The 20,316-nt window shown below is 65.6% G+C and carries 19 protein-coding genes; 7 read left to right on the top strand and 12 right to left on the bottom strand.

Features of this window, described 5'->3' with window-relative positions; all coding sequences use genetic code 11:
- Positions 1 to 6: 6 nt before the first annotated feature.
- From rpoD to nikR, 5 genes are all read right to left on the bottom strand, one after another.
- Entirely contained in the window at positions 7 to 2,013 is a 2,007-nt protein-coding gene (gene rpoD, locus K369_RS17200) for an RNA polymerase sigma factor RpoD (RefSeq protein ID WP_018267794.1), read from the bottom strand.
- Between the two features lie 240 nt (positions 2,014 to 2,253).
- A complete protein-coding gene (dnaG, locus tag K369_RS17195; RefSeq protein WP_036292743.1) occupies positions 2,254 to 4,167 on the bottom strand; it encodes a DNA primase in 1,914 nt (637 codons plus the stop codon).
- Between the two features lie 362 nt (positions 4,168 to 4,529).
- Positions 4,530 to 5,714 (bottom strand): DUF2235 domain-containing protein, encoded by a 1,185-nt coding sequence (locus tag K369_RS17190; RefSeq protein ID WP_036292741.1) that lies wholly within the window; start codon positions 5,712 to 5,714, stop codon positions 4,530 to 4,532.
- A 161-nt stretch (positions 5,715 to 5,875) separates the two neighbouring features.
- Positions 5,876 to 8,149: a TonB-dependent receptor gene (locus K369_RS17185; RefSeq protein WP_036292738.1), complete on the bottom strand. Its 2,274-nt coding sequence runs from the start codon at positions 8,147 to 8,149 to the stop codon at positions 5,876 to 5,878.
- A 105-nt stretch (positions 8,150 to 8,254) separates the two neighbouring features.
- Positions 8,255 to 8,713 (bottom strand): nickel-responsive transcriptional regulator NikR, encoded by a 459-nt coding sequence (gene nikR, locus K369_RS17180; protein ID WP_036292736.1) that lies wholly within the window; start codon positions 8,711 to 8,713, stop codon positions 8,255 to 8,257.
- Positions 8,714 to 8,901: 188 nt separating this feature from the next.
- Here nikR and K369_RS17175 point away from each other — a divergent pair, with 188 nt between their 5' ends.
- Positions 8,902 to 10,020 carry a HupE/UreJ family protein gene (locus K369_RS17175; protein ID WP_036292734.1) on the top strand — a complete coding sequence of 373 codons (1,119 nt, stop codon included), beginning with the start codon at positions 8,902 to 8,904 and terminating at the stop codon, positions 10,018 to 10,020.
- A 64-nt stretch (positions 10,021 to 10,084) separates the two neighbouring features.
- Here the strand turns inward: K369_RS17175 and K369_RS17170 are convergent, their stop codons facing one another.
- Positions 10,085 to 10,267, bottom strand: a complete 183-nt coding sequence (locus K369_RS17170) for a hypothetical protein (RefSeq protein ID WP_036292732.1) — start codon at positions 10,265 to 10,267, stop codon at positions 10,085 to 10,087.
- Positions 10,268 to 10,398: 131 nt separating this feature from the next.
- On the opposite strand from K369_RS17170, the gene K369_RS17165 reads away from it, so the two are divergent.
- Both K369_RS17165 and K369_RS17160 read left to right on the top strand, forming a co-directional pair.
- Positions 10,399 to 11,112, top strand: a complete 714-nt coding sequence (locus K369_RS17165) for an RluA family pseudouridine synthase (RefSeq protein WP_036292730.1) — start codon at positions 10,399 to 10,401, stop codon at positions 11,110 to 11,112.
- Between the two features lie 90 nt (positions 11,113 to 11,202).
- Positions 11,203 to 11,904, top strand: a complete 702-nt coding sequence (locus tag K369_RS17160) for a GDSL-type esterase/lipase family protein (RefSeq protein WP_198033145.1) — start codon at positions 11,203 to 11,205, stop codon at positions 11,902 to 11,904.
- Here K369_RS17160 and K369_RS17155 read toward each other — a convergent pair.
- From K369_RS17155 to K369_RS17140, 4 genes are all read right to left on the bottom strand, one after another.
- Positions 11,870 to 12,304 carry a heme-binding protein gene (locus tag K369_RS17155; protein ID WP_036292728.1) on the bottom strand — a complete coding sequence of 145 codons (435 nt, stop codon included), beginning with the start codon at positions 12,302 to 12,304 and terminating at the stop codon, positions 11,870 to 11,872. The genes K369_RS17160 and K369_RS17155 overlap by 35 nt on opposite strands.
- A 72-nt stretch (positions 12,305 to 12,376) precedes the next feature.
- The gene (locus K369_RS17150) at positions 12,377 to 14,053 is read right to left on the bottom strand and encodes a mucoidy inhibitor MuiA family protein (RefSeq protein WP_036292726.1); all 1,677 of its coding nucleotides are present in this window, start codon (positions 14,051 to 14,053) and stop codon (positions 12,377 to 12,379) included.
- Between the two features lie 82 nt (positions 14,054 to 14,135).
- Entirely contained in the window at positions 14,136 to 15,401 is a 1,266-nt protein-coding gene (locus K369_RS17145; protein WP_036292724.1) for a cytochrome-c peroxidase, read from the bottom strand.
- Between the two features lie 123 nt (positions 15,402 to 15,524).
- Complete coding sequence (locus K369_RS17140) at positions 15,525 to 16,019, bottom strand: DUF2165 family protein (RefSeq protein WP_036292721.1); 495 nt, start codon at positions 16,017 to 16,019, stop codon at positions 15,525 to 15,527.
- A 63-nt stretch (positions 16,020 to 16,082) separates the two neighbouring features.
- Between K369_RS17140 and K369_RS17135 the strand changes: the two genes are divergently transcribed.
- The 3 genes from K369_RS17135 (at position 16,083) to K369_RS17125 (ending at position 17,948) form a co-directional block, all read left to right on the top strand.
- Entirely contained in the window at positions 16,083 to 16,745 is a 663-nt protein-coding gene (locus K369_RS17135) for a GDSL-type esterase/lipase family protein (RefSeq protein WP_036292718.1), read from the top strand.
- A gap of 84 nt (positions 16,746 to 16,829) precedes the next feature.
- Positions 16,830 to 17,321 (top strand): peptidoglycan-binding protein LysM, encoded by a 492-nt coding sequence (lysM, locus tag K369_RS17130; RefSeq protein ID WP_036292716.1) that lies wholly within the window; start codon positions 16,830 to 16,832, stop codon positions 17,319 to 17,321.
- Between the two features lie 174 nt (positions 17,322 to 17,495).
- The gene (locus tag K369_RS17125) at positions 17,496 to 17,948 is read left to right on the top strand and encodes a DUF3617 family protein (RefSeq protein ID WP_245278224.1); all 453 of its coding nucleotides are present in this window, start codon (positions 17,496 to 17,498) and stop codon (positions 17,946 to 17,948) included.
- 4 nt (positions 17,949 to 17,952) lie between these two features.
- On the opposite strand, the gene K369_RS17120 is transcribed toward K369_RS17125, so the two are convergent.
- Positions 17,953 to 18,285 (bottom strand): c-type cytochrome, encoded by a 333-nt coding sequence (locus K369_RS17120; RefSeq protein ID WP_036292713.1) that lies wholly within the window; start codon positions 18,283 to 18,285, stop codon positions 17,953 to 17,955.
- Between the two features lie 29 nt (positions 18,286 to 18,314).
- On the bottom strand, positions 18,315 to 18,911 hold the full coding sequence (gene pyrE, locus K369_RS17115; protein WP_051949357.1) for an orotate phosphoribosyltransferase: 597 nt from the start codon (positions 18,909 to 18,911) through the stop codon (positions 18,315 to 18,317).
- A 308-nt stretch (positions 18,912 to 19,219) separates the two neighbouring features.
- Here pyrE and recA point away from each other — a divergent pair, with 308 nt between their 5' ends.
- Positions 19,220 to 20,299, top strand: coding sequence for a recombinase RecA (gene recA / locus K369_RS17110; protein WP_036295576.1), 1,080 nt, complete (start codon positions 19,220 to 19,222; stop codon positions 20,297 to 20,299).
- The last annotated feature ends 17 nt before the right edge of the window (positions 20,300 to 20,316 follow it).

The raw sequence follows: 20,316 nt of genomic DNA, 5'->3' as shown, positions 1-20,316 counted from the left end.
AATAGCTCAATTGTCCAAGAAGCTCCGCAGCTTCCGCGACCGGCTCGGGTGCTTCAGCTTACGCAGCGCCTTCGCCTCGATCTGGCGGATGCGCTCGCGCGTCACCGAGAACTGCTGGCCGACCTCCTCGAGCGTATGGTCGGTGTTCATGCCGATGCCGAAGCGCATGCGCAGCACGCGCTCCTCGCGCGGGGTGAGGGAGGCCAGCACGCGCGTCGTCGTCTCGCGGAGGTTGGACTGGATCGCCGCCTCGATCGGCAGAATGGCGTTCTTGTCCTCTATGAAGTCGCCGAGATGCGAATCCTCCTCGTCGCCGATCGGCGTCTCGAGGCTGATCGGCTCCTTGGCGATCTTCAGCACCTTGCGCACTTTCTCCAGCGGCATGGCGAGCTTCTCGGACAATTCCTCCGGCGTCGGCTCGCGGCCGATCTCGTGCAGCATCTGGCGCGAGGTGCGCACGATCTTGTTGATCGTCTCGATCATATGCACCGGAATGCGGATCGTGCGCGCCTGATCCGCGATGGAGCGGGTGATCGCCTGACGAATCCACCAGGTGGCGTAGGTCGAGAATTTATAGCCGCGACGATATTCGAACTTATCGACCGCCTTCATCAGGCCGATATTGCCTTCCTGGATGAGGTCCAGGAACTGCAGGCCGCGATTGGTGTATTTCTTGGCGATGGAGATCACGAGGCGCAGATTGGCCTCGACCATCTCCTTCTTGGCCTGCCGGGCCTCGCGCTCGCCCTTTTGAACCATATGGACGATCTTGCGGAACTCGGCGATCTCGAGGCCCGTCTCGGTGGCCAGCGCGTGAATCTCGCCGCGCAGCTCCTTGATCCGGTCTTTCTCGTTGGCGACGAATTCCTTCCAGCCGCGCGAGCCGAGCTTGGAGACGCGCATGATCCATTTGGGATCGAGCTCCGAGCCCTGGAACTTGTCGATGAAGTCCTCGCGCGCGACGCCCTGCGCGTCGGCGAGACGCAGCAGCTTGGTCTCATAGCCGATGAGGCGCTTGTTGATGTCGTAGAGCTGCTCGACCAGCGCCTCGATACGGTTCTGGTTCAAGGAGAGAGACTTCACATCGGTGACGATCTCTTTCTTGAGCTGCTTGTATTTGCGGTCCTGCGCCGGGGTCAGAGTCTCGTTCTTGAGCTTGTTCTCGACATTCTGATCCTGCAGCCGGCGCAGCTTCTTGTACGCATCGGCGACGCGGGCGAAAGTTTCCAGAACCTTGGGCTTCAGCTCGGTCTCCATGGCGGAGAGCGAGACGGAATTCTCGAGGTCGTCCTCCTCCTCGAAGGCCTCCTCCGGCGGCGCGCCGGCTTCGCCCAGCGCGGCCGGCGGCGAGCGCGGCGCGGTGGCGGGCGCGAGATCGGACGGCGTGACCGGCGGCTTGGCGTTCTTGCCCTCGGGGCCGGCGTAGGTCGCCTCGAGATCGATGATGTCGCGCAGCAGGACCTTGCCGGCCTCCAGCTCCTCGCGCCAGATGATGATGGCCTGGAAGGTCAGCGGGCTCTCGCAGAGACCGGCGATCATCGCCTCGCGGCCGGCCTCGATGCGCTTGGCGATGGCGATCTCGCCCTCGCGCGACAAGAGCTCGACCGAGCCCATCTCGCGCAGATACATGCGGACGGGATCGTCGGTGCGGTCGGCGGGCTCGGAGGTGCGCGTCGCGACGGCGGTGGAGCGCGCGGATTCGACGACCTCGCCGCCCTCGGCCTCCTCCTCCTCCTGCTGCTCCTCGCCCTCGGCGTCGTCGGGATCGTCGCCCTCGGAGACGGTGATGCCCATCTCCTGCAGCATGGCGTATACGTCCTCGATCTGGTCGGAGGAGACTTCCTCGGACGGCAGAACGGCGTTCAGCTCGGTATAAGTGACGAAGCCGCGCTTCTTGGCGAGCTTGATCATCCGCTTGACGGCGGCGTCGTTGAGGTCGAGCAGAGGACCGTCGGCGGTTTCCACCGCCACCGCGCCCTCGTTTTCGACTTTCTCGTCGTCTTTTTTCGCCATTCTTCGCTCCAAGCCCCACCCCACGCCGCCATTCCGAGCCGAAGGCTGCGCCATGCCGGGATCGTTCACTTTTCCGCTCGCCGCATTTTAACGAAAAACCACAGCGTCGACCGCATGACAAGACGGCGGACCCCGCAGAGGACCCTACCGATTCGCCCGAGCCCACAGTCGCGGCCAGGGCTTAACTTTCGCCTAACCAAATCGGTAGAGCTTTTGCTCGTCGTCCGATCGGCTTGCGGGTCAAAGGCTTCTCGCCGAACGGCCCGATTGTGAACCGAACCCGTCGAGAGCGGCTTCGGTTCCATCGAGCGCGTTCAATTGCGCCTGAATATCGCTTAATCTCGCGGAATCTTGCTCGTTGGGCGCGATCGCCAACCTCGCCTCGATTTTCCGCAGCTCTTTATCTAATGCGCGCACGCGATGTTGCAAGACGAGAGCTTGGCGCAGGCTCTCGGCGGCGTCGGCCGGGGCCGCCTCGGCGCGCACGCTCCACAGCGTCGCATGGGCGCCCATTCCCGCCAATTTCTCGCAAAATGCTTCTAGCCCGGCGGCGGCGGCGGCGCGAGCGAATTCTTCGCGCCCGCCGGCCCCGTCGGCGAGGCTCCGCACCAGCACGGCGCGCAGTCTCTCGCCCTCCGCCGAGGCGAAGTCCAGCGCCGTCACCGCCTCGAGATGGGCGGCGAGCAGCTCCGGGTGATTCAGGAGAATCAGCAAAATGAGCGCTTCTCGCGGCGCGATGGCCGGCTTCGTGCCGCGATAGAGCGGAGAATTGGCGAGCGCCGCGCCAATGGTCAGCGGGCCGCGCATGGGCTCTGCGTCGCGGCGGAAGCGCTGCGGCGGGCCGGAGCGGCGGCCTTCAGGCCGGCGTTGAAATTGGCCGCGCACGCGGCCGAACAGCGAATCGCAGCGGTCGGAAAATTCTTTCTGATAATGCCGGCGCAAGGTCTCGTCGGCGATGGCGCGGCCGAGCTCGGAGAGGCGGCGCTCGAGCGCGGCGCGCCGCTCGGGCGTGTCGAGCGGGACGCCCTCCGTCTCCCGCGCCCATATCAGATCGACCAGCGGGCGCGCCGCGGCCACGGCCGTGGCCAAGGCGGAAGGGCCGGCGGCGCGCAAGAGCTCATCCGGGTCCTGCCCGTCCGGCAGCAGCACGAAGCGCAGGCTGCGGCCGGGTCCGATCAGCGGCAGAGCCGTGTCGATCGCCCGAAAGGCGGCGTTGCGGCCGGCCTTGTCGCCGTCGAAGCAGAGAATCGGCTCCTCGGCGTGGTTCCACAGCAGGCCGCATTGCTCGGCCGTCAGCGCCGTGCCCAGCGGCGCCACCGTCTGCGGAAAGCCGGCCGCGGTCATGGCGATGACGTCGACATAGCCCTCGACGGCGATGATGTTTCCCGCCTCATGCGCCGCCTTGCGGGCGTTGTGCAGATTGTAGAGCGTCGCGCCCTTGTGGAAGAGCGGCGTCTCCGGCGAGTTGAGATATTTGGCCTTGGCGTCCTTTTCCATCGCCCGCCCGCCGAAGGCGATGACGCGGCCGGAGCGGTCCGCGATCGGAAACATGATCCGATTGCGGAAACGATCATAGGGGACGGCGATGTCCTCGCCATGGATGAGCAGGCCGGCCTCGATCATCGTCTCGACGCTCGCGCCCTTGCCGGCGAGATGGTCGCGCAGCGCATAGCGTTCGCCCGGCCCGAAGCCGAGCCGAAATTGCGCCTGCTCCTTTTCACCCAGCTCGCGGCGGGCGAGATAGGCGCGCGCCTCGGCGCCGGCGGGGCCGCGCAGCTGCTTCTCGAAGAATTGCGCCGCCCATTCCAGCACCTCGGTCAGCGAGCCGCGGCGCTGCTCCGCCTCCTGCGCCTCTTTCGTCTCCACCGGCATGGGCAGGCCGGCCATTCCAGCGAGCCGCTCAACCGCCTCGGGAAAGGAGAGGCCCTCCGTCTCCATCAGAAAGGTGAAGCCGTCCCCATGCTTGCCGGAGGAGAAGTCGTGAAAGAAGCCCTTCTTGTCGTTGACATAGAAGGAGGGCGTCTTCTCCGCCTGGAAGGGCGAGAGGCCCCGCCATTCGGGTCCCGCCTTCTTGAGCTTGACCTTCTTCGACACCACGGCCGAGACCGGCACGCGGGCGCGAATTTCATCGAGGAAGGAGGGTGGGTATCGCATCGTGTCTGTTATGGCCCTCGTCGATCGAGCGAAGCTGCTCGCGCCCCCTCCCCAGCCCTCCCCCGCTTCGCGGGAGAGGGGGCAGAGTCGGCGCGTCATCCATGTCTCGCGAATCGGCGCCGCCTCCCTCTCCTGCGAAGCGGGGGAGGGTGAGGGAGGGGGCCTTTCGATCGTCGGATCGAATGACGCAGGCCACTAGTAGCATTGTCGGCGCATTCGGCGCGCGCCGAATGGGCCTTTTGCCCGCTAACCACACGGGATCGGCGGCGCGTTCGACATGGAATGCGATCGTATATACGAAGTGCTTCGGCCAGCGCTAGGCCAGGGCAAATCGATCATTCCGTCGAAGCGCCGAGCGCTCCTCACGCCGGCTCGCGCACTTTCTCCTCCTCTGGCTCCTTTGCGCCGGGGAGAGCGGCCAGCTGCTTCGGCCGATAGGCGGGGTCGATCTCCGCTTTCTCGCGCACGGGGGCGAAATCCTCGCTGGAATCGATGGGGCGGATGTAATCGCCGCTCCAGGTCACATATTTGGCGAGGCGCTGATCCTCGAGCGGATAGACGGAGGGCAGGCCGAGCGTCGCCGGCAGCTTCACCAGCAGCACGGTCGCCAGACGATAGAGGAATGTCTGGCTGTTCTGAATCTTCTCGGCCGGATCGGGTGCGAAAGGCCGGGTGAAGGAGAGCTTCACATTGGCGAAATTCAAAAGCTTCAGGCCATTCTCCGCGGCGCGCTCGGCCATCCACACCAGCGCATAGTCGGAAAGGCCGTGCTCCTCATAGCCGCCGCCGACATTGGAGTGCACGCCCGGAAACCAGCGCTGCGCATAGAGCGGGTTGCTGCTCGCCGCATTGCGCTCGCGGTGATAGTCGGTGAGCGCGATCGGCGTCGGCCGGAAGGGCCAGCGGCGCTCGTCCGCCGCCAGCGCGTGATAGGCGGAATCGACGCTCGTGCTCAGCGTCACATCGTGAAAGCTCGTGTGGAAGAATTTGTCGATGAGCCGGCCGATAATTTCGCCATAGGGCGCGCCGAGCGCGCCGACCGTGTCCCATACGCCGAGGAATTTGATCTTGGCCGGATAGGGATGGCAATTCTCGTCGCGGAATGTCTGCGCGGAGGCGCCGCCCGGGCGCCATTCCGCGGCCCTGTCCTTGTAATGGTCATAGGCGATGGAGACGAGCGGCAGATTCCAACGCTGCAGCACGCCGAGATTGTGAATGAGCCCGGCGATGCTGCGCGCCGTATACGCGCCGCGGCTGAAGCCGAAGAGATAAATATCGTCGCCTGGCTCGTAATTGCTGACGATGAAGGCGTAGGCGTCCTTTATGTTTTCGGAAATGCCGAAGCCGAATGCGCCGCCGACGACTTTCTCGTCCTTCCGCGTGCCGACGCCGGCGATATAATGGGTGAGCTGCGGATTGCCGTCGGAGTCGGCGAAATCCGTGCCTTGGAGCATGCGGACGACATTGGTGCCGCGCTTGGTCGGCTCGTTCCATGTGCCGTCGCAAAAGATGACGAGCTTTTTCTTCTCGGGCTTGGTCGCGGTCATAATCGTCTCTTTCGCAAAGAGCTCGGCGCGCCGAAAAAATCACGCGCCTTAGATAAGGAATCGCATCGACGAAGGAAAAGCCCGCGCCCCGCGAAACGCTCAGCCTAGCCGAGCTTTTCGCGGGGCGCCAGATCGATGCATGAAACGGATGCGACGAGAACTCAGAAGGGCAGCGGGCCGGTGATCGACACGCGCACGGCCGGCGGCTCCATCGGCTTGAAATGACGGCCCATGACGCCGACGCCGCAGACACTCCCCGGCGCGACGCCGGCCTTGCACAGGCCATAGAGCGGATCGGAGGGGATCAGCGATCCATAGCCATAGGTGATCATGTCGGAGCGCGAATTGGTGACGTTGAAAGCGTCGGCCTGAATGCTCCAGCCATTGTCGAAGCGATAGCCGGCGCGCAGATTGAGCGTTCCGGTCGCTGGCGATTTGAAGGCGCCGTCCTCGGTCAGCGGGCGCTCGCCGAGATAGCGATAGCGCAGCGCCGCGAAGGGGCCGGTCGCCTCGCCCACCTCGATCTGGCCCATGGCGACGATGTTGGGCGAATCGGGAATGTAATTGCCGGGGGCGTTGCCGACATAGGTTCCGTATCCGATCGCGTCAGGCGACAGAAGATCGATCCAGGCCAGCGCCTGCTGCTGGTCGACGCCGCGGAAGCGCGCATGGGACAGCGACACGCTGCCCTCCATGCGCAGCCAGGAGGCGGGCGTGTAGTGGTTGATGATCTCCACGCCATAGCGCCGGCTCGGCCGGCCGAAGGCCGTGCTGCCGGAGTCGCCCTCGAATTGATTTTCCGAATCATTGTTCAGCCACCAGAAGGCGACCGAGGATTCGAGCCCCTCGAGCAGGCGCGTGGTCCGCACGCCGATCTCGGCGCCGCGCTGCTTCACCAGCAGGGGAATGGTCGCCACGCCGGAGCCGTCGGCCGGGCTCAGCCGGGTCACGGTTCCGCGAACGTCGGTCGAATGCAGCCCCTCGCCGAAATTGAGGAAGAGCTCGGTCTGCTCGAAGGGGCCGATAACGACGCCGACCTTCGGGCTGCCCATCGTCGCCGATTTGGAGCCGCTGTTCCAAGGGCCGGTCCAGATCGGAGCGCCATTCTCGTCCTTGGGCGCGGAGAGCGGATCCTGGAGGCTGCCGACGCTGGCGGCGAAATAGTCGAAGCGCACGCCGCCGGTGGCGCGCAGCCAGGGCGTGAAGCGGACCGTGGTGTCGGTCCAAAGGCCGACGCTGCCTTCCGCCACATGGCTGTTGGTTATGGTGTCATAGGGCTGGCGCCGCCAGCTGTCCTGAAGGCCGAGACGAATATTGTCGTAGCGGCTCTCGAGGCCGATGCGCGATTCGATCGGCAGGCCGGCGAGCTCGTATTTATAGGCGTGCTGCGCGTTGACGCCGAGCACTGTGCGCCGGTCGAACTGGCGGAACTGGTCGCCGACGTCGGGATGCGAGAGGAAATAGGTGAAGTTGTTGTAGAGATCGAGCGTCGAGCGGATGGCGTAGGCTTCCACGCGCGAGGAATGCGCGCCCTCCGTCTGGCTCCAGCGCGCCGATAGGCTGAAGCGCGAGGCGTCGCCGCCATCGGTGCTGTCGATATTGCCCCACAGCGGAAGGACGCCGCCATAGACGGCGCGCGAGGGAATCTGGTCGGTGGAGAACCAGCGATTGGCGTAGGCCATGGCCGTGATCGAGAGGCCGTCCTCCTGCGTGCCGCGCGACCAGCGCAGCACCGAATTGATCTTGCGCATCTCGTCCGGCCGCGTCCAAGGGCCGTTATAGATGCTGGATTCGATGGCGGTCAGCAGATTGCCGCCATTCACCTCGAAGCTCTTGGCCCCGAGCAGGCGGCCATAGGCGAAGCTGCCGCCCGTCGCCCGGAAGAAGCCGCGATCGAGCTTGTCGATATACTGCATATCGACCGCGCCGGCCGACGAGAAATCGCCCTTGTCGGCGTAATAGGGGCCTTTGCGGCCGACGACGGAGGAGAGCAGCTCCGGGATCAGAAAATTGGCGTCCGCATAGCCCTGGCCGTGGCCATGGGTGCGCATGTTGATCGGCATTCCGTCCAGCGTCAGCGAGAAATCGGTGCCGTGGTCGAGCTGGAAGCCGCGCAGAAAATATTGGTTCGCCTTGCCCTCGCCGCTGTGCTGCGTGACCGAGAGGCCGGGGACGATCTCGAGCGCCTCGCCCGGACGCGCGAAGGGAACGGCGTTGACCTGCTGGCCGCTGAAGACGGTCTCGCTGGCCGCCTCGATCCTCACCTTCGCCTTTTGCGCTTCATCCGAGCGCGCGGCGGCCGCCGCCGGCGTCGCGGCCGCGATGGGCGCGCCGACGTCTATGTCCGGGAGAGCCTCCTGGGCGATGGCGGCGGCGCCGAAAAGGGCGACCGCCAGGGCCAATGCCGAAACTTCGCCAACTCGCCGGCCAATCATCTCCGCCCCCTCGTATGATTTTTTTATTATCAGATCATACGAGCGCGGCCGTGGCAACGACCCGCCTACGGATTTACCCGGAGCGTTGCATTTGTGTCACAGGCCTCAGACGTGGCTGTGGCCGTGGTGGGGCTTTGGCGTGGAGGCGCTCTCTGGCGAATGCGCTTCCGCCGGCGCGACGACGAGCTGGCCATAGCGCACGCCGCGCTCGCCGATCACATGCCGGGCGAAATGCTCGACCTCCGACTTTGCGCCGCGCAGCAGCGAAACCTCGAGGCAGGTTTCGGCGTCGACATGCACATGCAGGGCGGCGATGGAGAGATCGGCGTGGCTGTGATGGTCGTGCATCAGCCGCTTCGACAATTGCCGCGTCTCGTGATCGTAGAGATAGACGAGCGCGCCGATGCAGGGGCGGTCGCCGCCGTCGGCCTCGGGCTTTTTCAGCAGGCCGGCGCGCACGAGATCGCGCACCGCCTCCGAGCGATTCTGATGCCCGCCGGCCTCCATATATTGGTCGAGAGCGGCCATGAGATCGTCGTCGATGGTCATGGTGACACGCTGCATATCGGACGCTCCCCTCGCGGCGGTCCAGGATTCCAACGAAAAGCTCCCGCCGCATGTCGTTGTTTTTACCCGTCCGGGCGCGGCCCTGCAATCGCGCGCGGGCCGAGAGGCGCGCGGTCTTGTCCATTTTCGCGGCGTCGGGCATTGTCGCGGCCCCGGCCGTCAGGCTTGCCCGGAGTCCATCGAAAATGAGCTGGTCGTTGAAATGCCTGCCGCTCGTCGTCGCCGCATTGCTCGCATCGATCGCGCCGGCCTTCGCCCATACGGCGGATATTTCCACCGCCAAGATCACGCCCGAGAAAGACCACTCCTATCAGGTCGACGTCGGCTTTCTGGCGACCGATCTCGAGCGCATCTTCTCACAGACCATGGCGGAGCGCTCCGGCGTCGAGCTTTCGCAGCCGGGCGTGCTGGAGACCGAGATCGGCAAGCTCATTCAACGCCGCGTCGCCATGCATGACGCCGACGGGCACGCCTGCGCCGGCCGCGTGGACTATGCCGGCGAGGACCCCAGCAATGCGGACAGCGCATTGGTGAAGCTGAAGTTCGACTGCGCCAGCGTTCCCGGCCAGATTTTCTACGACGCGAAAGCGCTCCTGGCCGCCGCCGGCTCCAAGGCGAAGCATCTCGTCACGCTGACCGGCGCCAACGCCGGCGAGACCATGCTCTATCCCGCCGATGCGCCGCTCGATCTCTCCAAGCCGCTGGAGACGGTGTGGCAGCTGATGTGGAAATTCGTGCAGGCCGGCGTCGAGCATATTCTCACCGGCTACGACCACATTTCCTTCCTCATCGCCATTCTTCTCTGGGCGACGCGCGTCTGGCCGGTGGTGAAGATCGTCACCGCCTTCACGGTCTCGCATTCGGTCACGCTGTCGCTGGCGGCGCTCGATATCGTCACGCTGCCCTCGCAATGGGTGGAGGCGGCGATCGCGGCGTCGATCATCTATGTCGCGGTCGAGAATTTCTTCTCGCGCCGCGTCGATGGACGCTGGCGCGACACGTTTCTCTTCGGCTTTGTTCATGGCTTCGGCTTCGCCAGCGGGCTGAAGGAGCTGGGCGTCCCGGCGAACGCCGTGCTGCCGGCGCTCGCCTCCTTCAACATAGGCGTCGAGCTCGGACAGGTGGCGATCGTGCTGGTCTTCGTGCCGGCGCTGCTCTTCATCGACAAGCAGACCGGCGGCAAGCGCAGCCCGCAGCTCGTCTATGCGCTGTCGGCCGTCATCGCGCTGCTCGGCGCCTATTGGCTACTGGAGCGCGTCGGCGCGCTGGATTTCGTGCTCGCGCATCTCGGCCATTCGGCTTGAGCGCAGCGGGAGCGCGGCGGCTTCGCGCAGCCGCGCTCCGTCGAATGGGCGTCGCTCGGCCGGGTCATTTGGTGACGATGAAGGACCCGAGAATGCCGCCGAGCAGCGCGCCGATGATCACCGTCCCGATCGCGGCGGGAAAGCCGACGACGCCGGCGCCCATCACGGCGCCGAGCACGGCTCCGACCCCCGCGAAAATATAGGCGTTCCGCGTCATCAGGCGGTCGACTTGGTCTTCTTCGGCCATGGTTCTCTCCGTTGTTCTCTATTGCTGGCCCTCGGACGAAGGGCTGGCTCCGCATGTCTCTAGCTAGCGCGCGCCACGCGGCGGCAAGGGCGGGCCGCCTGCCCTCACGCGAAATCGCCGATTCGTTTAGGATGACGCCCATGACGCCGGATGATCTCGTTTCGCGCCTCCTCTATCGGGACGGGCTGATGCTCGTCGTCGACAAGCCCGCCGGCCTGCCCGTGCATCGCGGCCCCAAGGGCGGCGAGAATCTGGAGGACCATTTCGACGCTCTGCGCTTCGGCCTGCCGCGCGCGCCGGCGCTCGCCCATCGGCTCGATCGCGACACCTCCGGCTGCCTCGTGCTCGGCCGCCACCGCAAGGCGCTGGAGCGGCTCGGCAAGCTGTTTCACGACGGGCGCATCAAAAAGACCTATTGGGCGATCGTCGAAGGCGCGCCTTCCGCGGAGGAGGGCCATATCGACATGGCGCTCGGCCGGCTCGATTCGACGCGCGGCTGGTGGATGCGCCCCGATCCGCTGGGCCAGCCGGCGCAGACGGATTGGCGTGTGCTGGGCCGCGCCCGCGACGCGCAGGGCAACGATCTCGCCTTCCTCGAGCTGAGGCCGCAGACCGGCCGCACGCATCAGCTGCGCGTTCATTGCCAGGCCATGGGCTGGCCCATGCTCGGCGATCCCGTCTATGGCCACGGCAAGCGCGAAGGCGCGCCGCCGCTGCATCTTCACGCGCGCGAAATCGACATTCCGATGCGCGAGAACAAGGAGCGCATCGTCGTGCGCGCCCCGGCGCCCGCGCATATGCGCGAAGCGCTGGCGCTCTGCGGATGGCGCGCGGAGGCGGAATGATCTTTCTCCCTCTCCCCGCGCGAGCGGGGAGAGGGCCGGGGTGAGGGGCTCGGGGCGTTTTCCGTTTGCGGCTCATGCCCCTGGCCCCTCATGCTCACCTTCTCCCTGCGAGCGGGGAGAAGGAAGGCGGCGGAGGCCGCGCAAATCTATCCGGGGGCGCGCATGACCACGCCGGTTCGCATCTGCTTTTTCGGCGACAGCCTCGTCAATGGAACCGGCGACGATGATGGTCTCGGCTGGGTGGGCCGGCTCGTCTCGCGCGAGCGCCGGGCGGGGCGCGACGTCACCGCCTATAATCTCGGCGTCTGCCGCGACACCAGCGCCGATATCGCCGCGCGCTGGCGCGAGGAGGCGCGCCGCCGCCTGCCGGAAGATTGCGACGCGCGTCTGCTGTTTTCCTTCGGCGCCAATGATTGCGTGGAGGAGGAAGCGGGCCGCGCGCGCGTTCCGCTCGAGGAGACGCTGGCCCATGCGGAGCAAATGCTGCGCGAGGCTATGACGCGCGCGCCCGTATTGATGGTGGGGCCGTTTCTGCCGGGCGCAGCGCGGATCGATGGTCTGTGCCCGCGATTGCAAAAGCTCTGCGCCGCGCTGCGCATTCCCTATATCGAGACGCGCGGCTTCGCTGCGCGCTGCGGCGTGCTTTTGCAGGAGGCGGCCGCCGGCGACGGCGCCCACCCCAATAGCGGCGGCTATGCGGCGCTGGCCGATTTCATCGGCGCGGCGCCGCAATGGCGCGCGTGGCTCGACCGCGGACTCACGTCCGCCAAGGATGCGCCGGCAGATCGCTGACGCCGACGACGGCGACGCCGGCCTGCGCGACGGCGTGGTCATTCTCCACCGAGCTGCCGCTGACGCCTATGGCTCCGACCAGCACGCCATCCTCGTCGACGATGGGCAGGCCGCCGGGGAAGGTGATGAGCCCGTCATTGGAATGCTCAATGCCGAAGAGCGGGCCGCCCGGCTGCGACAGCTTGCCGATCTCGCCCGTCGGCATGCCGAAGAAGACGGCCGTCTTCGCCTTCTTGATCGCAATGTCGATGCTGCCGACCCAGGCGTCGTCCATGCGATAGAAGGCTTTCAGATCGGCGCCGGAATCGACGACGGCGATGCACATTTTCGTGCCGAGCTCGGCGGCGCGCTTGCGTGCGGCGGTGATGGCGGCTTCCGCCGCGGCGATATTGACATGCATCGGGGACTCTCCTCGTCGCGCGAGCGCTGCGACACGACACAAATGGCTACGCCGAAGTCCCTTTCAAGTCCGTCACCTCGGCGCGATCGGCGCCGGTTGTGTCACAATGTCGCGCTCCGCCGGCCATTTCACGCGATAGGCGAGGCGCAGCTCTTTCGTCTCGCGCGGCTTGGCGTCGAAGCTCCAGCCCATCACGCCGCGCTTGTCGGCGATCTGCTTCGTCGTGGGCGCGGTCGTCTGCGGCAGAGTCTCCACCGTGATGGCGGTATTCTCCGAAAACGGAATCTGATCGACGACCCTCACCGGAACGATGAAATCGTGCAGATTCTCGACCGTCGTCTTGAAGTCGCGCGTCTCGTATTTCGTCTGGCCGAACCAGCTCGGCTCATTCTCGAGGCGCTTGACCGGCGCGCGCGCGACCTTGATCTTGTCGTCGGCGCCGAAGCCGAGCTCCACCGCCTCTCCCGGCGCGACGAAAGCGATGCGGCTCTGCCCCACATGCATTCCGTCGCGCTGCACGGCGACAGGGCCGGCCAGCAGCGGCGCGTCCTCCTCATTGACGATGCGCGCCTCGAGAAAAGCCGTGGGATCGAGCGCCGGCGCGATGCGCGCGGCGAGCGTCGGCGTCATGCGGCGCGCGGAGAGAATAAAGCTCTTCGTCGTCCCGTCGCCGGGCGCGCCGACGCGGCCGGAAATTTTGAAGCTCGCCTGAAAGGCGTTGGATTCGAGCGCCGCCGTCTGCTGCTCCGCGGGCGCAGGCTCGGGCGCCGCAGCGGCGGCCATCGGCGCTTCCGCCGATCTGCGCATCTGCCGCTCCATCGTAGCGGGCGCCGCGGCTTTCGGCGCATAGACGATCGGCGGCTCGTAGAAGCTCACGCGCTGCGGCTGCACATCGGGCGCCGCCGCGCCGCGATGCGCGCGCGTCGTCGAGACGGAGAGCGCGACATCGTTCCAATCCTCGCCCGTGCTCTGCGTCACCGCGGCGCGGCGAATGAATTCGAGCTGCGGCTTGCCCGCCGCGCCGCTGGTCTCGAGTCGCGCGTCATAGGCGGGCCGCCAATAGGCGCCGGCGACGAGATAGGAGAGGGACAATTGCAGCCTCCCGCCGCTCGCCGATTCGACGGCGATGGCGATCTCGCGCGACGGGCGCCGCGTCGCGCGCGCGCCTGTTCCCGACTCCAGCGCATGGATCTCGTCGTCGAGCTCCTTCGCCTTGACGCGGGCGCCGCGCAGTTCCTCGCCGGTTCTGGTCAATGCGGAGGCGATGGCGTCGAAGGCCGCGTTCCATTCGCCGATCGCGAGCGGCCGCGTCTCGGGGCCGAGCTTCTCCGGCCCGGCCTGCGAATAGCGCGCGATCATGGCCTGCTTGGCGGCGAGCGCGTCCAGCGTCACTTGCAGGCTCTCGCGCGCAGCGCGCAATTGCTTCAGCTTCGCTTCGATCGCCGTGTCCGGGGCCTGCGTCTCCGCCGGCGCGAGCCGCGCCTCGACGGCGCCGATCGTCACGCGCCCATTCGCCTCGCCGGAGACGCGCAGCGAATCGGCGTCGAGCGCGAAGGGAAGATTTTTGAGGAGAATTGTCGCGGCGCCGGCGGGAAGATCGATCGCCGCTCTGCGCGTCACTGTGGCGGCGTCGGGATGGACGATGACGCCGTCGATAATTGATGTCGCCTCGACGATCGTCTCCTTCGCCCATGCGGGGGTGAGAGCGATCGAAGACACGCAAACGAGCAGAAGCACGCGAAGCCGCATGGGCCGCCTCCTCGAGGGAAAGAAGGCGGCATCCGGCCCTATGCTTATGTCCTTTTCGCGGCGGCTCTCGTCCCTATGCGCGCTATCTCTCCGCCTTCGCCGCGGGCCGGTCGGTCAGCGTGCGCAGAAAGGCGACGATGGCGTCGATCTCGCTCTCGTCGATCCGCGGCGTCTCGTCCGGCTTGCGATCATAGGGAACTTCCTTGACGTTCACATTGTCGTGGAACGTCTCCGGCAGATCGTCGTATTTCGCGGTCGCGCCCTCTTTCTTGGGATACCAGCGCGCAGGATCGGTGTCGCGCGTCGCATAGAAGGCCACGACATCGCGCAGGCTGGCGAAGACGCCATTGTGCAGATAGGGGCCGGTGACGGCGATGTTGCGCAAGGTCGGCGCCTTGAACTGCCCGCAGAGGCTGTCGATGGCGTAGCCCTTGGGCGCGACCTTGGCGAGCCCTTCCCGCTTGCAGAGGCCGAGATCGACAAATGCGGGGTCTTTGTTGTCCGGTATGGCGGCGTTGCGCGGCGCGCCCAGCGCGTCATAGCTGAAATCGGTGAACAGCCAGTCCTGCGGATGGCGCGATTTCTCCTCGCCGACATGGCAGGCGATGCAATTGCCCTTCTTCTTGTCCTTGAACAGCGCGAAGCCCTTCGCCTCTTCGGCGGTCAATTTCTCGCGTCCGCGCAGAAAATCGTCGAATTTGGACGAGAAAGGATGAAATCGCTCGCTGCTCTCATAGGCGGCGACAGCATGCGCCAATTTGTCGAAGGCCGCATCGCTCTCGAAAATCTTCTCGCCATAGAGGCGCCGCGCGAGATCGGCATAGGCGCCGGATTTTATCTTCTCGACCACGGCGGCTTTCGACGGATTGTTCATCTCGCGCGGATTGAGCAGCGGCCCTTCCACTTGCGCGGCGAGATCATCCGCGCGGCCGTCCCAAAATTGGCCGCCGACGGGAACCAGCTCGGTCTCGCCGGTCTCCTCGTCCTTCTTCTTCATGAAATGAAAGCGCGGGCTGAAGGACACATAGCCGAGCGTCGGCGTCTTGCGCGTTCCGAGCGCGTCCGGCCGGCTGCCGCGCGCCAGCGCCGCTATGGGCGAGCCATTATTGCCCTGAAACGCCTTGGCGGGATCATGGCAGGAGGCGCAGGAGAGGCCGGCGGGCTCCGAGAGATTCTTATCCTCGAAAATTCGTTTCCCCAGCAGCTCCCGCTGCGAGAGACGAGCCTCATCGGCGGCGCGCGCATCGCTCGTCGTCGATTCGAGGCTCGTCGCCGGCGAGGCCGCGACGAGCAGAAATAAAAACGCGCGCGACAATGTCGAGAGGCGCGATCGAGCGGCGAGCGCCATTTTCAGTTTCTCCGATCGCGAGAGGGAACTCTCCGAATGAGCGGCGCGCGAAATCTAGTGAGGGAGCGACAATCCCGTCAAACTCCATAGATTGGATAGGTTCCAAACAATGCTCTCGCCGCTTCAGCCGCGCGGGGTCTCCGGCTGCGCGACGAAGAGCAGGATGAGGCCGAGCGAGCCGATGAATCGAAACGCCGGCTGCTGGAAGTTCCAATCAATGGAACGCCACATCTGGAACCATTCGCCGCCGATGATCATGAAGCCGAAGAAATAGAGCGCGAAGCCGAGCGCGAGCCCGCCGATGGCGCATTGCTTCGCCGCTTCGAAGCGCGCGGCCTCATCCTTTCGTGCGCCAAAAAGCCGCAGCGCGCCATAGAGGCAGAGCGCGCCGAAGGCGAGCTCCGTCGCGATGATCCCGGCATAGAGCAGCCGCTGAAGCGAGTCGGAGACTATGGCGCGGCTCATCAGCGCGGCGTCGGCATGGGTCGTGTCCATGGCGACGACATGGCGAAGGACCTCGAAATTCGTGTCATAATCGAAAATATTGCCGAGCCCGGCGACGAGGCCGAGCAGGCCGGCGCAGGCGGTGAGCAGGATCTTGGCGATGCGAGCGATCATGCGTGCGTCCTCCCCAGTGTCTATTCGGATCTATGTTCCGCCGATGACGCGGGCGAGGCGGCGATGACGACAATTACGACATTGGCGCAAATTCTTTTCATTCTCGTCATCCTCCCGCTGCTCTTCGGCGCGCTGATCGTCGCCTCCGACGGCGGCGCGCGGCGCGCATTTCGCATCGCGCTGCATCGCCGCGTCGCGCATCTGCGGCCGCCGCGCTACGCCATCGTCGGCGATAGCCTCGCGGCGCAATGCGATTGGCGCCCGCTCCGCCGGCGTCCTTTCGACGTGCTGCGCCTCTGCCTCGGCGGCGCGACGTTGAAGGATATAGGTGCGCAAATCGTCGAGGCGCGCATGATGGGCGCGCGCTGCTTCGTCATCGACGGCGGCTTGAACGATCTCTTGTTCGACGAGGCGCCGCTCGCGCAGATCGAAAATGATTTTCGCGCGCTGCTGCGCCGCCTGCCGGAGGATGCGCGCGGCGTTCTGATGCTCGCGCCGCATGTCGCCGATGCGGCGATGGCGCCGCGCATAGACGAGATCAATGCGCTGATGCGCGCGCTCGCCGAGGCGCGCGGGCTCGCCGTCGTCGATCTCGCGCCGCAGCTCTCGCACAATGGCGCGCGGCGGCCGGAGATGACCGATGACGGCCTGCATTTCTCGCCGCTCGCCGCGAAGCTATGGGTGCGGGCGGCGAAAGAGCGCCTTCTTCGCGATGGGCTCGCCTGAGCGCGGCGCGCCCTATGTAACGCGGCGCGGGCGCAATTCCACCGGCGCTCGCGCTCACGCCAAAGCGCGAAGGAGGTCGTAAAAATGGGTCTCTTCAATTTCTGGAACAACTCGAAGAGCGGCGAGCAGATCGACAAGAATGCGCCGTCGCCCAAGGGCGCGACCGAGAACGCCGCCGCGCCCGCCGATGAGCTGAAGAAGGAGATCGAGAAGAAGGGTCTCGACGCCTCTAAGATCGAAATCTCGGTCGAGGGCGACAAGGTGAAGCTCGGCGGCAAGGCGGCCTCCACCAGCGACGCCGAGAAGATCGTGCTCGCCGTCGGCAACACCAAGGGCGTCTCGCAGGTCGAGAGCAATATCGTCGTCGGCAAGCAGGAGACGGAATCCTTCTTCTACAAGGTGCGCCAGGGCGACACGCTGTGGAAGATCGCCGAGACGCAATATGGCCAGGGCAAGGGCGGAAAATACGAGGAGATTTTCGCCGCCAATCGGCCGCTGCTCTCCGATCCCGACAAGATCTATCCCGGCCAGGTTCTGCGCATTCCCAAAGCCCAAGGCGCCGCGGGCCAGGCCTGATTCTCTGTCGCGCGGCCTCCTTCGGGAGGCCGCGTCACGCCGCCAGGAAAAAACGGATGCGCGCGTGGGAGCTATTCTCGAAATGCGCGCGCGACATCGAAAACGAATTGCCTCGCAAAGGCGCGCGTCACATAGTCCGCGCCGCAAAAAATCCTACGTGATCGAGGCGAAGCGTTGAACCTATGCATCTATCGTCGCGCGCCCTATCTTGCGATGCTCGCAGCGACCTTGTCTCTCTCCGTCATTGCGAGCGCGCGCTCGTCGCGAGCGGACGAGCTGCCGCAGCGTCGGCCCGGTCTCTGGCGCATAAAAACAATATCGCCGGACGTGGGATTGCAGTCGCATGACGTCTGCATCGAGGCGGGCGACGGCATCCTCGGCGCTCCGCAGGACAATTGCACGAAGCCGACGGTCGAATCCGCGCAAGGCGGCGAGGTCATCGTCACCTTCTCATGCGATCTCCACGGCGCGCGCGAGGTGACGAGCCTTTTGTTCACCGGCGACTTCTCGAGCTGGTATCGCGCGCAATCGAAGACGACGCTCACGCAAAAGAGCGGCGTCGCGCGCGAGCGCTCCGGCTTCACCATAGACGCGAAATTTCTGCAGCCAGAATGCCCGAAGCCGTGACGCCTCAACGCTCGGGCGCGAGGCCGACGATATAGGCGGAGAGCGAGTCGATCTCATCCGGCGTGAGGATGAGATTGGGCATGTTCCGATGCGAGCTGCGCAGGAAAACCTTTATCGCCAGCTCCGTCGTCGAGGGCATGCGCGCCACATCGACGAAGCTCGGCGCCTTGGCGGCCTCGTTCTCGGCCGGCGTCTTCTCGTCTATGCGATGACATTCGACGCAGAGCGAGGCGGCGAGGCGCCGCCCGGCCGCAGGATCGCTCGATTGCGCGAGCGCCGGCGCCGCGACGCCTCCGCAAGCGAGGAAGGCAAGGACCATCGGCGTCGCGCGATTCATGGGCTCTCCCTCCGAAACAGCATGCGAAGCTATATTGTAAAGTCGCCGCGCTTGAAGATCGACACCAGCGTGACTCCCTTTTCGGCGAGCTTTTCCGCCGCGCCTTCCTCACGGTCGACGACGACCAGCGCGCGCGTCGCTCTCGCCTGCGGGTGCTCCTCCGCCATGCCGGCGATGGCCTCCAATATAGAGCCGCCCGTGGTCGCCACATCGTCCACGATCAGCGTCTCCCCATCCTTGGGCACATAGCCGTCGATGCGCTCCTTGGCGCCATGGCCCTTGGCCTCCTTGCGCACGAAGAAAGCGTCGACCGGAGCGCCTTTGGGAAAGCTCACCGCGGCGATGGCCGCCACCAGCGGCACGGCGCCCACGGCCAGCCCGCCGACGCCCTTTATCCCCTGCGCCTTCATATAATCGACGACGATATCGGCGATGAGATGCGCGCCCTCCGGCAGCATGGTCGTCTGGCGCAGCTGGAAGAGATAATTGCTCTTGCGGCCCGAGGAGAGCGTGAAATCGCCGCGCAGCAGCGAATGCGTGTCGATCAGCCGATGCAGCCGCGCCCAGCGCGGATCGGCGGGGTCGATAACGGCGTCGGGACGGGAAGGCGCGCGCGTGTCGCTCATGGGCTGTCGAAACTCCGCTGTCGATCATGAGAAATAGGCCGAGGGCCGGCTGCGGTCCCTTACGCCGAGGAACTCGCGGACTTCAAGCCGGTTCCATTCCTCGGCTCGCGCCGGGGCCGCGCCCAGCCGGACTGCGCGGGAAAAATCACCGAGAACAAAAAAAGAACTTGGCGACGAGAACAAATGGGATACAATCTGCCCATCCGATCTTCTGTTCGCCACCGATCCAATCATCACAAGTCTTTCGCCCCGGGGCCGCATCTCGCGTTGCGCCCGCCGCCCGACCCGTGCCAGAAGGAATCATCGCCGTGAGCCAAGCCAATCTCCGCCTCGTGGAAGGAACATCCGTGGACAAGACCAAGGCGCTGGACGCCGCTTTGTCGCAGATCGAGCGGGCCTTCGGCAAAGGCTCGATCATGCGGCTCGGCAAGAATCAGAAGGCCGTCGAGATCGAGACGATCTCCACCGGCTCGCTCGGCCTCGATATCGCTCTCGGCGTCGGCGGCCTGCCGCGCGGCCGTGTCGTGGAGATCTATGGGCCGGAATCATCGGGCAAGACGACGCTGACGCTGCATGTGATCGCCGAGGCGCAGAAGAAGGGCGGCGTCTGCGCCTTCGTCGACGCCGAGCATGCGCTCGATCCGGTCTACGCCCGCAAGCTCGGGGTCAATCTCGAGGAGCTGCTGATCTCGCAGCCGGACACGGGCGAGCAGGCGCTGGAGATCACCGACACTCTGGTGCGCTCCGGCGCGGTGGATGTGCTCGTCGTCGATTCGGTCGCCGCGCTGACGCCGCGCGCCGAGATCGAGGGCGAGATGGGCGAGGTGCAGCCCGGCCTGCAGGCTCGCCTGATGAGCCAGGCGCTGCGCAAGCTCACCGCCTCCATCTCCCGCTCCAACACGCTCGTCATCTTCATCAATCAGATCCGCATGAAGATCGGCGTGATGTATGGCTCGCCGGAGACGACGACCGGCGGCAACGCCTTGAAGTTCTACGCCTCTGTGCGTCTCGACATTCGCCGCATCGGCTCCATCAAGGACCGCGACGAGGTCACCGGCAATCAGACCCGCGTGAAGGTGGTCAAGAATAAGGTGGCGCCGCCGTTCAAGCAGGTCGAGTTCGACATCATGTATGGCGAGGGCGTCTCCAAGGTCGGCGAGCTCATCGATCTCGGCGTGAAGGCCGGCGTCGTCGAGAAATCCGGCGCCTGGTTCTCCTACGACAGCCAGCGTCTCGGCCAGGGCCGCGAGAACGCCAAGACCTTCCTCAAGCAGAACAAAGAGGCGGCCGAGCGGATCGAGCAGGCGATCCGCGAGAATTCCGGCCTCATCGCGGAGCGCATTCTCGACGCCGGCGGCGAGGGTGAGGGCGACGGCGACGAGGACTGAACGCGGGAGGCCACCCT

Origin of the sequence: Methylosinus sp. PW1 (assembly GCF_000745215.1) — a bacterium.
In the GTDB taxonomy this organism is placed as follows: domain Bacteria; phylum Pseudomonadota; class Alphaproteobacteria; order Rhizobiales; family Beijerinckiaceae; genus Methylosinus.
Note: the sequence above shows the minus strand (reverse complement) of the source record. Positions and strands in the feature narration are given on the sequence as shown.

Bases quoted from the DNA above. Each gene is read 5' to 3' on its own strand.
- rpoD (WP_018267794.1), bottom strand. From the start codon at position 2,013: ATGGCGAAAAAAGACGACGAGAAAGTCGAAAACGAGGGCGCGGTGGCG.
- dnaG (WP_036292743.1), bottom strand. From the start codon at position 4,167: ATGCGATACCCACCCTCCTTCCTCGATGAAATTCGCGCCCGCGTGCCG.
- K369_RS17190 (WP_036292741.1), bottom strand. From the start codon at position 5,714: ATGACCGCGACCAAGCCCGAGAAGAAAAAGCTCGTCATCTTTTGCGAC.
- K369_RS17185 (WP_036292738.1), bottom strand. From the start codon at position 8,149: ATGATTGGCCGGCGAGTTGGCGAAGTTTCGGCATTGGCCCTGGCGGTC.
- nikR (WP_036292736.1), bottom strand. From the start codon at position 8,713: ATGCAGCGTGTCACCATGACCATCGACGACGATCTCATGGCCGCTCTC.
- K369_RS17175 (WP_036292734.1), top strand. From the start codon at position 8,902: ATGAGCTGGTCGTTGAAATGCCTGCCGCTCGTCGTCGCCGCATTGCTC.
- K369_RS17170 (WP_036292732.1), bottom strand. From the start codon at position 10,267: ATGGCCGAAGAAGACCAAGTCGACCGCCTGATGACGCGGAACGCCTAT.
- K369_RS17165 (WP_036292730.1), top strand. From the start codon at position 10,399: ATGACGCCCATGACGCCGGATGATCTCGTTTCGCGCCTCCTCTATCGG.
- K369_RS17160 (WP_198033145.1), top strand. From the start codon at position 11,203: ATGCTCACCTTCTCCCTGCGAGCGGGGAGAAGGAAGGCGGCGGAGGCC.
- K369_RS17155 (WP_036292728.1), bottom strand. From the start codon at position 12,304: ATGCATGTCAATATCGCCGCGGCGGAAGCCGCCATCACCGCCGCACGC.
- K369_RS17150 (WP_036292726.1), bottom strand. From the start codon at position 14,053: ATGCGGCTTCGCGTGCTTCTGCTCGTTTGCGTGTCTTCGATCGCTCTC.
- K369_RS17145 (WP_036292724.1), bottom strand. From the start codon at position 15,401: ATGGCGCTCGCCGCTCGATCGCGCCTCTCGACATTGTCGCGCGCGTTT.
- K369_RS17140 (WP_036292721.1), bottom strand. From the start codon at position 16,019: ATGATCGCTCGCATCGCCAAGATCCTGCTCACCGCCTGCGCCGGCCTG.
- K369_RS17135 (WP_036292718.1), top strand. From the start codon at position 16,083: ATGACGACAATTACGACATTGGCGCAAATTCTTTTCATTCTCGTCATC.
- lysM (WP_036292716.1), top strand. From the start codon at position 16,830: ATGGGTCTCTTCAATTTCTGGAACAACTCGAAGAGCGGCGAGCAGATC.
- K369_RS17120 (WP_036292713.1), bottom strand. From the start codon at position 18,285: ATGAATCGCGCGACGCCGATGGTCCTTGCCTTCCTCGCTTGCGGAGGC.
- pyrE (WP_051949357.1), bottom strand. From the start codon at position 18,911: ATGAGCGACACGCGCGCGCCTTCCCGTCCCGACGCCGTTATCGACCCC.